Origin of the sequence: Candidatus Synechococcus spongiarum SH4 (assembly GCF_000586015.1) — a bacterium.
Taxonomy (GTDB): Bacteria; Cyanobacteriota; Cyanobacteriia; order PCC-6307; family Cyanobiaceae; genus Synechococcus_B; species Synechococcus_B spongiarum_F.
Window position 1 is genome coordinate 1 of record NZ_JENA01000035.1, and the last position, 10,915, is coordinate 10,915.

General features: G+C 62.6%; 12 protein-coding genes. 5 read left to right on the forward strand and 7 right to left on the reverse strand.

What is annotated here, in order from left to right:
• Positions 1 to 567, reverse strand: a 567-nt coding sequence (locus BG35_RS12600; protein ID WP_161632510.1) for a restriction endonuclease, incomplete at its 3' end; no start/stop codon positions are given.
• A gap of 79 nt (positions 568 to 646) precedes the next feature.
• Here BG35_RS12600 and BG35_RS09975 point away from each other — a divergent pair.
• From BG35_RS09975 to trpC, 3 genes are all read left to right on the forward strand, one after another.
• Entirely contained in the window at positions 647 to 1,435 is a 789-nt protein-coding gene (locus BG35_RS09975; protein ID WP_051506116.1) for a TrmH family RNA methyltransferase, read from the forward strand.
• 88 nt (positions 1,436 to 1,523) lie between these two features.
• Positions 1,524 to 2,963 (forward strand): dihydrolipoyl dehydrogenase, encoded by a 1,440-nt coding sequence (locus BG35_RS0102935; RefSeq protein ID WP_025781627.1) that lies wholly within the window; start codon positions 1,524 to 1,526, stop codon positions 2,961 to 2,963.
• 22 nt (positions 2,964 to 2,985) lie between these two features.
• Complete coding sequence (gene trpC / locus BG35_RS0102940; RefSeq protein ID WP_025781628.1) at positions 2,986 to 3,900, forward strand: indole-3-glycerol phosphate synthase TrpC; 915 nt, start codon at positions 2,986 to 2,988, stop codon at positions 3,898 to 3,900.
• On the opposite strand, the gene BG35_RS0102945 is transcribed toward trpC, so the two are convergent.
• The 3 genes from BG35_RS0102945 to BG35_RS0102955 form a co-directional block, all read right to left on the reverse strand.
• Complete coding sequence (locus tag BG35_RS0102945; protein WP_051506117.1) at positions 3,877 to 4,566, reverse strand: O-methyltransferase; 690 nt, start codon at positions 4,564 to 4,566, stop codon at positions 3,877 to 3,879. The two genes, trpC and BG35_RS0102945, sit on opposite strands and share 24 nt — an antisense overlap.
• Before the next feature lie 90 nt (positions 4,567 to 4,656).
• Positions 4,657 to 5,394 (reverse strand): hypothetical protein, encoded by a 738-nt coding sequence (locus tag BG35_RS0102950; protein WP_152535141.1) that lies wholly within the window; start codon positions 5,392 to 5,394, stop codon positions 4,657 to 4,659.
• 182 nt (positions 5,395 to 5,576) lie between these two features.
• Positions 5,577 to 5,771, reverse strand: a complete 195-nt coding sequence (locus tag BG35_RS0102955) for a hypothetical protein (RefSeq protein ID WP_025781631.1) — start codon at positions 5,769 to 5,771, stop codon at positions 5,577 to 5,579.
• 138 nt (positions 5,772 to 5,909) lie between these two features.
• On the opposite strand from BG35_RS0102955, the gene BG35_RS0102960 reads away from it, so the two are divergent.
• Positions 5,910 to 6,749 carry a prohibitin family protein gene (locus BG35_RS0102960; RefSeq protein ID WP_025781632.1) on the forward strand — a complete coding sequence of 280 codons (840 nt, stop codon included), beginning with the start codon at positions 5,910 to 5,912 and terminating at the stop codon, positions 6,747 to 6,749.
• A 16-nt stretch (positions 6,750 to 6,765) separates the two neighbouring features.
• Positions 6,766 to 7,281 (forward strand): CYTH domain-containing protein, encoded by a 516-nt coding sequence (locus BG35_RS0102965; RefSeq protein ID WP_025781633.1) that lies wholly within the window; start codon positions 6,766 to 6,768, stop codon positions 7,279 to 7,281.
• Between the two features lie 8 nt (positions 7,282 to 7,289).
• On the opposite strand, the gene mnmE is transcribed toward BG35_RS0102965, so the two are convergent.
• The 3 genes from mnmE to BG35_RS12980 form a co-directional block, all read right to left on the reverse strand.
• Entirely contained in the window at positions 7,290 to 8,666 is a 1,377-nt protein-coding gene (gene mnmE, locus BG35_RS0102970; RefSeq protein ID WP_025781634.1) for a tRNA uridine-5-carboxymethylaminomethyl(34) synthesis GTPase MnmE, read from the reverse strand.
• A 57-nt stretch (positions 8,667 to 8,723) separates the two neighbouring features.
• Complete coding sequence (locus BG35_RS0102975; RefSeq protein ID WP_152535142.1) at positions 8,724 to 9,413, reverse strand: hypothetical protein; 690 nt, start codon at positions 9,411 to 9,413, stop codon at positions 8,724 to 8,726.
• Positions 9,414 to 9,576: 163 nt separating this feature from the next.
• The coding region (locus tag BG35_RS12980; RefSeq protein WP_236619755.1) for a putative Ig domain-containing protein at positions 9,577 to 10,915 on the reverse strand (1,339 nt) is incomplete at its 5' end.

Sequence of the window (10,915 nt, forward strand, 5' to 3'; positions counted from 1 at the left end):
TTTACCAGTTCCCACTTTGTTGGTAAAAATGCCGAAATGATAACGCCTTGATTTTCTCTTATGAGTGTTACTTTGGTGATCTACCAATCTTTGGTGGTCTACCAATGGAGAAATGGGTGGACCGTCTCTCTTGAGAGACAATGAGCTTCTAGGATGGTGGAAATCTTGTTCGATATCGCCTGTATTGGCGGTACCAAGCGAAACGACAGTTGCTTTCGGATTCTCCCTGGATTCATGCCTGACAAGTTCAATCGCGGACTTTGAAAACCCGTTAGATGAAATAAATAATCCCTCGCTAAATTGAACTTGTGCCTGATATGATCTCGTGAGAAAATCAATAAACTTTCTGACACTGGCAATACCAACACGTTTTTTGAAGTTCTTGACCTGGATTGCAACAGATCTTCCATCTTCTGAGAGATTAGTGCCACCTTGTCTTGTGATTTCAAGATCATAATCAGGTTGATTTTTTGGTGGTTTAATCACTTCACAACCATAATTGTCTTCAAGTAAGTTTTTCACATGATCTTCAAACACGTCGGAATTCTGTGGAGAGGGACGGGCCATACGCTGTCTGGTCATCAAGCTTTCAGGGGATGATGGGAAACTTTACCACACCACCGTTCCCAACCCGAGGTCCCTACCGTTGCCAGACAATGGACAGCACAACCCCCTGATCACCAGCCGGCGCAATCCCCTGGTGAAACAACTGCGGCAACTCCATACGGCCCGGGGCCGGCGTGAAGCGGGGACAGTGTTGCTGGAGGGGACCCACATGGTGGAGGAGGCTCTACGCCATGGTCTGTCCCTCCGGCGGTTGGTCTTCACCCAGGGCTGGGGCGAGAATCATGCCGCCCTGCTGGCGCAAGTCCCGCCCCGTCTTCAGCAAAGCGTCAGCGAGGGGGTGCTGGCGGCGGTGGCCACAACGGTCCATCCCGACGGCGTGGCGGCCACCGCCCCGTTGCCCCAGCCCCCATGGCCCCGGCAGCCCCGATTCCTTCTGGCCCTGGATCGTATCCAGGATCCTGGCAACCTGGGCGCACTCCTGCGCACCGCTCTGGCAGCGGAGGTGGCCGGCGTGGTGCTGGCGCAATGTGCGGATCCATGGCAACCCAAGGTGCTGCGGGCCGCGGCCGGGGCCAGCTTTGCCCTGCCCGTCCGCCAGGTTCCCGGTGTGGAAACAGTGCTGGAAGAGGCCAGGGGCCGTGGCCTGCGCACCATGGCCACCTGTGTTGCCGGAGGCCTCCCCTACACCCGGTTGGACTGGTCCTTGCCCAGCCTTTTGATCCTGGGCAACGAGGGTGCGGGGTTATCCGCCGAAGTGGTGAACCGCTGCCAAGTGGCGGTCTCCATCCCCCACAGTGATGCCGTGAACTCCCTCAACGTGGCGGTGGCCGGAGCGCTGCTGCTGTTTGAGCGATTGCGTCCGGCTTGAGTTGCGCGTCCGTTGCAAAGGCCTGCCATGGTTGGGGACGGGACGTGCTGGCAGCGGTTCAGAATGGACAACAACTTGCCGTGAACCCTTGGCTCAGGAATTCGACCTTGACGTGTTGGTGATTGGTGCTGGCTACGGGGGCTTTGACGCCGCCAAGCATGCCACCGAGCACGGTTTGCGCACCGCGATTGTGGAAGCCCGGGAGTTGGGGGGCACCTGTGTCAATCGGGGATGTGTGCCTTCAAAAGCGCTGCTGGCGGCCAGTGGCCGGGTGCGGGAACTGAACGACCGGGCGCGCCTGGCCCGTCTGGGCATCCACAGCGGCGGCGCAACGGCCCAGCGGCAGCCCATGGCGAATCACGCCCGGCAACTGGTGGACACCATGCGCGCCTCCATGGGCAAAACCCTGAAACGCCTGGGGGTGGAGGTGCTGGAAGGTAGGGGCCGGCTCCGTGGTCCCCATGGGGTGGTGGTGCGCTCGGCCCGGGGCATCGAGCGGGAGATCACGGCTGCCCACGTGATCCTCGCCACCGGCTCCGAGCCTTTCGTGCCACGGGGCATTGAACTGGATGGTCACACGGTGTTCACCAGCGACGAGGCCCTGCAGCTTTCCTGGCTGCCCCCCTGGATTGCCATTGTGGGCAGCGGATACATCGGTCTGGAATTTGCGGACATTTATACGGCGCTGGGTTGTGAGGTGACCCTGATTGAGGCCCTGGACCAGCTTATGCCCAGCTTTGACGCGGATATTCGCAAACTGGCCACCCGCCATCTGGTGGAGGGCCGGGATATTGAGACCTACACCGGGGTCCTGGCCAGCAAGGTGACGCCCGGATCGCCGGTGAAGGTGGAACTGCGCCATGCCGCCAGCAAGGAACTGGTGGACACTCTGGAGGTGGACGGAGTGTTGGTGGCCACCGGTCGCGCCCCCGTCAGCCGGTATTTGAACCTGGCCAGTGTGGGGGTGGCCACGGAGCGGGGCTTTATTCCCGTGGACGAGGGGCTACGGGTGCTGGCCAATGGCGAACCCGTGGAGGGGCTATGGGCCGTGGGGGACGTGACGGGTAAGCTCATGCTGGCCCATGCCGCTGCCGCCCAGGGCATTGGGGCGGTGGAGAACATCCTTGGCCATGGGGGCGCCATGGATTACCGAAGCATTCCGGCCGTCACCTTCACCCATCCCGAGATCAGTTCCGTGGGGCTCACCCAGGAACAGGCCCAGGCGGAGGCCACGGAGCAGGGTTTTGAGTTGGGCAGTGTGCGCAGTTATTTTCGCGCTAACGCCAAGGCCCTGGCGGAAGCCGAAGGGGACGGCCTCATGAAACTCCTGTTCCGTCGCGACAACGGCCGTGTGCTGGGGGCCCAGATTTACGGCCTCCACGCGGGGGACCTGATCCAGGAAGTGGCCAACGCCATGGCTGCGGGCCAGTCCGTCCGGCAGCTCAGTCGGGCTGTGCATACCCATCCCACCCTCAGCGAGGTGGTGGAGGTGGCCTATAAGCAAGCCGCCGCGGCCCTCTCCTCCTGATCCTCACCCACCGGAACCACCCATGCAGATTCGCCGTCGCCCCCCCAATCCCCTGGTGCGGGTGGCCCATCTCACCTACGCCACCCCCCACCCGGAAAGCGAGCCCCGGCACATTTTGGAAAAGATCGTCTGGGCCAAGGGGGAGGAACTGGAGCAGGCCCGCCGGCGGATGCCCCTGCATGAGCTTCAGCAGCAGGTGGAGCAACTGCCCCCCACCCGGGGTTTCCGGCAGGTGTTGCACCAGACGCCGGAACGGCCTGCCGTCATTGCGGAGATCAAGAAAGCCAGTCCCAGCCGAGGGATCATCCGTGAGGATTTCGATCCGGTCGCCCTGGCCCAGGCCTACGCCGTCGCCGGGGCGTCCTGCATCTCGGTACTCACGGATCGGCAGTTTTTCCAAGGCGGCTTCGGGGTGCTCAGCGCTGTGCGTGAGGCGGTGACCCTGCCCCTGCTGTGCAAGGACTTCATTCTCTCCCCCTACCAATTGTTCCAGGCCCGGGCTGCCGGCGCTGATGCGGCCCTGCTCATTGCCGCCGTCCTCTCGGATCAGGACATTCGCTACCTGCAGACAGTGGCCCGCCAGTTGGGGTTGGATTGCCTGGTGGAGGTGCATGATGCCGACGAGATGGAGCGGGCCCTTGCCCTTGGGGTGGACCTGATCGGCATTAACAACCGGGACCTGACCACCTTCACCACCGACCTGACGTTGACCCAGCGGCTGGCCGCCGCCTATCGCCAGGCCCTGCGCCAGGGCGGCGTCCTGCTGGTGAGTGAATCTGGCCTGAAAGAGCACAAGGACCTGGAGCAGGTGGCGGCTGTCGGTGCCCAGGCGGTGTTGGTGGGGGAAGCCTTGATGGGTCAGCCTGACGTGGGCGCCGCCCTGCGGGCATTACGGGGCGGGGCGGGCCAGCCCTCACCGCTTTCTCAGCAGCAATAGACCGTCACCCAGTGGCAGAAAACTGGCTTGCACCCGTGCATCCGTGGCGGCAAAATCATTCAGTTCACAGATGGCCTGCAGGGAGGCGTCGCCAGGATGCTGACGGGGTTCCACCACCTTGCCGCCCCACAGGACGTTATCCAGCATGAGAACACCCCCTGGCCGCAGCCGCGCCAACACCTCTTCGTAGTAGAGGCGACCGTTTTCCTTGTCGGCGTCGATAAAGCCCAGGTCGAACATGGGCTCTTGGGGAAGGGTGGCCAGGGAGGCGGCGGCAGGCCCAAGGCGCAAGGTAATGCGATCCGCCAGCCCGGCCCGGCGCCAGTGGGTCCGGGCAATGCGGGTCCAGGCTTCGTTCAGGTCCAGGCAGAGCAGGCGCCCCCCGGACCCCAGGCCCCGGGCCAGGCAGAGGGCGGAATAGCCCGTGAAGGCGCCCACCTCAATGGCCCGCCGGGCCCCCATCACCCGGGCCAGCCACTCCATGAACACCCCCTGTTCCGGGGGAATCTGCATCCTGGCCACGGATCCCAGCGCCTGGGTGGCGGCAATCAAGGCCTGTTGCGCCTCGTCAGGGCCGCCGCCATGGCTCAGAATGTAGCCATGAAGATCCGGGTCCAGGAAAAAGGACTTGGGCGGGGCAGGCTGGGGGGACGGTGTATCGGGCATGGGGAAGGCGGGTGACAGCAGCTCTGCTTGCCCCAGCCTTGCAGAAGGGGCCGGGGGATAAGCTGGCTCCACTGCCCCCATGAGTCCCTTTTATTCCTGGGCCGCCTCTTCTGGAGGCGCCTCCTGCTGGTCCTGGAAGGTTTGGATCAGATCCTCCGTAGGAAAGATGAAATACTGGTCCTCCTCATCCTGAACCAACACGTTCAGGGCCTGACGCAAATCCCACACCCTGTCTTCCCCACCAAAATCCGCCACCGCCTGCTTTGCTTGCTGAAGCTGGCGGTAGTTGAAGAACAGGGCGATCTTGGCTTCCTCCGCGCCGGGGGGCGTGATGCTGATGGGAGGGTGGGTCAAAAAGACGGGAACCTTGAGGTTCCGAGCAATCTCTTGTCGGCTGTACCCTTCGGCCTGCAAGATTTCTTTGGCTTTTCTCCAGTCCGCCATGGCAGGCACCAGCGGCGTGACCAGGGAGCGGCTCTCATCCTTTGCCTTGATCTCCTGGACCAGCCTCTCGTTGCGTTCCAGAGCAATGTTCAGGGGCATGGAAGCCACACGGCTCCCTTCAGCATCCGGTCGGCCCTCCAGAGCCTCCTGCGCCTGCCGGGCCTGCTCGACCGTCATGAACATGGGGAGCACCAACTGATTCAACTGCTGATAAAAGGGAAAGACAGGCTGGCCTTCCGCATTCAACGCCACATAGTCATATGCGGGAAAGATGGGCCCACCTTCCGCGTTCACCACAACGTGGACGGGGACCACCTCAAGCTTCCTGATGGCGTCGGCCTCGGGAATGGCCAGGGCGGGTATTGCCTCAAGACCAAGCGTCAACAGGCCCGCAATCCCGGCCGTTACCCGAAGGGCGGAGGTGGTTACAGTACGGAGCAAATGTGGAAAAACAGTATCGTACACAGAACAATGCAAGGTGCTGTCCAGGGGCATGGGACACCAGCTTAGCGCCGGGATCCCTAGGGACGGGGAGTCCGCCGGGAAACCGGCGTTGAAGCCATTGGTCAGGGCGCTTCTGGCGGTGGCGGGGCGGGCGGCGCAGCGTAGATGGAGGGTTCCGGCGGCCTGGACAGTTCACGCAGTGTTACGCCAAACACGAACAGCACCGGCAGGGCAAAGGCGCTGGAGACAATGACCGCCACCACCCGTATCCGCTGGCGGTAGCGCTGCGGCGGTTTGCTGACATCGTCGGCAGGCATGGGCAGACAGGGCGGGAAAACTTGATTCAAGCTTCAATCACCATGCCGGAACCTGGCAAGTCAGGCAAACGGTCTGGTCACACAGCCACCCACTGGACGCCAGGAGGTTGCAGACTGGACGGGCAACCAACCCGCTCCATGCAGACGCCCATCCGCCCCATCAACAACGACAACGGCAACGCCCTTCTTCCCCTGCTGGGGTTTGTGGTTGCTGTTGCCCTGATCCTCCTGAGCCAGGTGCTGTTCATTGTGCCTGCAGGCAATGTTGCGGTCGTCACCACCCTGGGGAAAGTGACCGGCGAGCCCCGGACTGCGGGACCCAATCTCAAGGTTCCCCTGGTCCAGAACATTTCCATGTTCGACATCAAAACCCAGGTGCGGCCCGAAGAGTTCTCCTCCCTCACCAAGGATCTGCAGGTCATTGAGGCCACTGCCACCATCAAGTACGCGATCCGCTCCAACCAGGCTGGTCGCATCTTCCGGTCCATTGCCACCGCCAACCAGCAGGTCTATGGCCGCATCGTGCAGCCGTCCCTCCTCAAGGCCCTGAAATCCGTGTTCTCCCAGTACGAACTGGTGACCATCGCCTCCGAGTGGAACAGCATTTCCGAGATCGTGCAGGAGAAGGTGTCGGAAGAACTCGGCAAGTTCGGTTACGTGGACGTTCAGGGGCTGGACCTCACCGGGCTGCGCATTGCCGAGGAGTACCGGGCCGCCATTGAGCAGAAGCAGATTGCCGACCAGCGCCTGCTGAAGGCCCGCACGGAGGTGCGCATTGCTGAGCAGGAAGCCAAGCGCTATCAGACCCTCAACCAGAGCCTCAACGACCAGGTGCTCTACAAGCTCTTCCTCGACAAGTGGGACGGAACCACCACAGTGGTGCCCGGGCTCCCCGGCAGCGGCCAGGCGCCGCCCGTGATTGTTCAAGGGAAGCAGCGCTCCGGCGGGCTGCTGGGTCGCTCCGGCGAACCGGTTTGATTGTCGCGCCGCGGCCATGGGGCTGGAAATCGAGCGACGTTTCCTGGTGCGCACAACAGCCTGGCAAGACCAGGTGCGCGCCAGCATCCGCCTGAGCCAGGGCTACATCAGCATCAGCCCCCAGGGCCTCACCACCCGGGTGCGCCATGACCACAACCAGGGCTGGCTTACCCTGAAGGTGCCCCTGGCGGTGGGGGCAGCGCCCGCCGCACCCGTTCAGCGCTGGGAGTTCGAGTATGCCATTCCCCTCGGGGATGCCCGGCGCCTGCTGGAACACTGCCCCCACCAGCTCAGCAAGGAGCGCCATATGCTCAATCTGACGGGTGGGGACTGGCTGGTGGATTGCTTTGCCGGCGCCAACGACGGGCTGGTGCTGGCGGAGGTGGAGTTGGCGCGACCTGACGCCAGGCTTGAGTTGCCCCCCTGGCTGGGCCCGGAGGTGAGTGGCGACGGGCGGCTGAGTAACGCAGCCCTGGCCCGGCGGCCCTGGCGCCGATGGCGGGAGGAGGAGAAGCGGGCGCTGTGGGGGTAGTCCCTCCCTTATTTTCCAATGCAGAATTTACTGAATATCTCATCCAGAATACTTTCACTCACCTCTTTTCCGGTAATTTCTCCAAGACGATGGATGGCGTCTCGCAGATCAATGGTCCAGAAATCCCAAGGTAACTCGGCTTTGGCGGTATCCTCTAAACGAGCTAGAGCCTCAATGGCTTTCTGAGCCACGCTGGCTTGACGATCATTAAGGCTTGTGTCAAGACGTTCCAGATCAGTGAGGCCACAACACCTTAAAAGAGCATCGGTGAAATCTTCCATCCCCTGACCTGTTATGGTGCTGATGGTCAGAGAGGATTCCAGTTTATCATTGGGCCGAGCTTTTCTTTGATCCAGGAGATCCACCTTATTACCAACCCGCAAATAGGGAACGTCCTCGGGAATCTCATGGGCCAGCGCCTGATCCGCTTCACTCCAGCCCAGGTTTATATCAAATAACAATATGATCACGTCCACCTGCTTCAGGACTTGACGGCTGCGGGCAATGCCCAGCTTCTCCACCGGGTTATTGGCTTTGCGGATACCGGCAGTGTCCACCAGGGTGATGGGAACATCCCGTAGACTGAACTCGGCCTCCAGGGTGTCTCGTGTGGTTCCCGGTAAATCTGTGACAATGGCGCGGTCATGGTTGGTGAGATAATTCAGAAGGCTGGATTTGCCCACGTTGGGACAGCCAATAATGGCAACCCTCAGCCCCCGTTGCAAGCATTGTCCCTGGCGACTATCCTTCACAAGCCGGGACAATTCCTCTGCCACTGCTTGTAGGTTCTTCCTTACAACATCAGGGCTTAAAGATGGAAGATCGTCTTCAAAGTCCAGGTGAGCTTCCAGTTGGGCCAACTGCTCCAGCAACTGCTGACGGAGCGCCTCAATGGGGCGGCAGATTCCGCCGTCCAGTCCCGCCAACGCCAACGCCGCCGCCCGGCGACTGCGGGCGCTGATCACCTGGGCCAAAGCTTCTGCCCGGGTCAGGTCCAAACGGCCATGGAAAAACGCACGCTGGCTGAAGGCCCCAGGGGCCGCGGCTTCCGCACCGTTGCTCAACACCTGCTCCAGCACCCGTTGCACACAAATCATCCCCCCATGACAGTGGAACTCCACCACATCTTCCCCCGTGAAACTTCGCGGGGCTTGCATATAGAGCAGCAACACCTCGTCAAGAACCTCACCACTGGCAGGCTCCACCACATGGCCATATTGCACCCGATGACTTTCCCACACCTGGCGCCCACCCCCTGCCGGGCGGAATACACGCCCACCAACGGCCTGTGCCTCCGGGCCGGAGATACGCACAATGGCCACACTGCCCACACCAGCAGCCACTGCCGTGGCGATTGCGGCGATGGTGCTTCCTGGGCTGTTCATGGGTTGATCACACGCGCCTGTAATGACAAGTATCGTGATGGGAATGTGAGCAGCGGTTCAGAAAAGGAGGGAGAAGTTGAGGTTGAGGGAGTGTTCCGTTGGCGAAGCGGAGGGGTTGTATTCCTGCCGTGCGGCCTCCAGGGAGACTTTCCAGGCTTCCCCCTGGCCCTGTTGGGAGTAGGGGGCCAGGGACCACAACAGGCCGTAGGCGCTACTGTCGGTGGAGAGAGCCACTACCAAGGCGGGGGAGAGGGTGAGGCGGTCCTTGTGGGCGGGGAAGCCGTAGGCCAGCTTGGCTTCAAACTGCTGCCCGTTGGCGCCGGGGGTGGCCACCCCCTCCAGGACAGCGTGGTTCAGCAGGGCATCCATGCCTGATGTGGCAGCGGCCATGGCGTAGCCCATGGAGAGGGATGGTCCCCGGTTGGATGGGGAGGGGTTCCAGGCGAAGGAGAGTGCCAGGCCCTGCTCCCGGAACTGCTCCTCCGTGTGGCTGAGTAGGGTGCGCCCCTTCACCTCAGCGCTGATGCCCTGTGGCGGCGCCGTCCAGGAGAGGCCGGCGCCCAACTCCACCCCATAGCCGATTTCTGCGGCGCCACCGTCTTGCCGTAGGCCAATCTCCAACGAGGGGAGCAGTGCGGCGCCACCTGCCAACGGCACCGGCCTTGTGGCCTGCAGAGCCAGGCGGAGACGGGAGACGGTGGCGGCGCTGCCCTTCAGCCCCTGCACTGTCTCCGAGACGGTCTCCACCAGGAGGGCATCAGCGGTGGTGGTGAGGGAGAGTCCGGCACCGCCCCCGTCCAGCAGGACCCCTCCAGCCCGAGAGCGCCCATCACCAGGTTGGTGTCTGTGTTCAACTCCTCGGCGCCGTCCCTTTGTGGTTTGAGGGTGAGGGCGCCCCGGCCGTAGCCCCCTATGGCCCACACACCCAGCCGGGGGGTGAGGGCGTAACGGCCATAAGGGAACAGCCCCAGCAGGGTGGTGGTGATGCTGCCGTCTGCCCGCTTATCCCCCTCTCCTTGATAGCCGCCACTGCCCCAGGAGTGGGAGAGGGCAGCGCCAGCCCGCCACTGCCCGGTGCGCCAGTCCGCCCCACCAGGGCGGTGGTCACGTCTCCATCCACGGACACGTGGTCGTCTCTGCCGCTGAAGGAGGTGACGGCGCCCTGGCCCCAGAAGGCCCACCCTGTCCCTGGTGCTCCAGCTTCTCCTGCGGCAACTTGTGGGGAGAAGCCGAAGGAGGAGGCCGCCACTACCTGCTCGCTGCTGACGCTCTCGAAGCCCAACAGCTTGGAGAGCGCCCCTTGGTTCTCCGCCAAGGGCAGGTCACCGGTGAGATGTTCCCCGGCGATGGTGAGGCTCAGACCCGGATTGGGGGCAGCGACGCTGAAACGCCCCGTCAGGGCAGCCACCACCTGTTGGGAGACCGTGCGGCCAAAACGCCCCAGCCACATCTCCTCCGCCCTGGCATCTATCGCCAACACCCTCACCACGATCTCGGCTGGTGGCCATTCATGGTCACCGTCGCCGGCTTTGAGGGTCAGCGTGCTGACGCCGCTCTGCTGCCCCGCTGTCACCATCACCGGATGGTCAGCGCTCCAGTTGTCATCCGTCAAGCTGAGGCTGGACTGATGACCGGAATGAGTCATGTCCATGTCCACCGTCAGATCATTGTCGCCGGATACTTCCATTCTCACCATAACCGGTGCGGTGGGCCGGGACCCCAGCTTGAGGGTGAAGCCGTCCTGCCCACCCCTGGCCATCTGCAAGCTGGTGGTGGAGACTACCAGTTGCAGATCGTCATCGGCAATGACGAGGGTGTGGACACTGGCGCTACCCACGGTGTAACCGCTGCCGCTGCCCAACGTCAGAATGATTGTCTCGGCAGACTCGTCCGTGATGACCACCGGGATGGTGACACTGCTGCTATTGGCCGCCACTGTCACCGTGCCCGAATTCGTAATGGTGAAGTCACTGCCTGCGGTGGCGGAGCCCCCTACGGTGTAGTTCACCGTGATGGCAGTGGCGGGGGCAGGGCTGATGCTCACCGTCACGTTCTGCATACCCCCACTCTCCGCCGCACTGCTGCTGCCGGCCGCAAAGTTCACCACCGGCCCAGTGGCCACAGCGCTCACCACGATGTCGAAGCTGTCCTGGACCGTGCCGCCGTTGCCGTCGTTGGCAGTCACCTTCACCGTCAACGTACCCACATCCCCGGCGTGGGGTGTACCGCTGAAGGTGCGGCTATTGGCC

What these genes read in the sequence shown, in the direction of transcription:
- trpC (WP_025781628.1), top strand. Translation starts at nt 2,986, where the DNA reads ATGCAGATTCGCCGTCGCCCCCCCAATCCCCTGGTGCGGGTGGCCCAT.
- BG35_RS0102945 (WP_051506117.1), bottom strand. Translation starts at nt 4,566, where the DNA reads ATGCCCGATACACCGTCCCCCCAGCCTGCCCCGCCCAAGTCCTTTTTC.
- BG35_RS0102960 (WP_025781632.1), top strand. Translation starts at nt 5,910, where the DNA reads ATGCAGACGCCCATCCGCCCCATCAACAACGACAACGGCAACGCCCTT.
- mnmE (WP_025781634.1), bottom strand. Translation starts at nt 8,666, where the DNA reads ATGAACAGCCCAGGAAGCACCATCGCCGCAATCGCCACGGCAGTGGCT.
- BG35_RS0102955 (WP_025781631.1), bottom strand. Translation starts at nt 5,771, where the DNA reads ATGCCTGCCGACGATGTCAGCAAACCGCCGCAGCGCTACCGCCAGCGG.
- BG35_RS0102965 (WP_025781633.1), top strand. Translation starts at nt 6,766, where the DNA reads ATGGGGCTGGAAATCGAGCGACGTTTCCTGGTGCGCACAACAGCCTGG.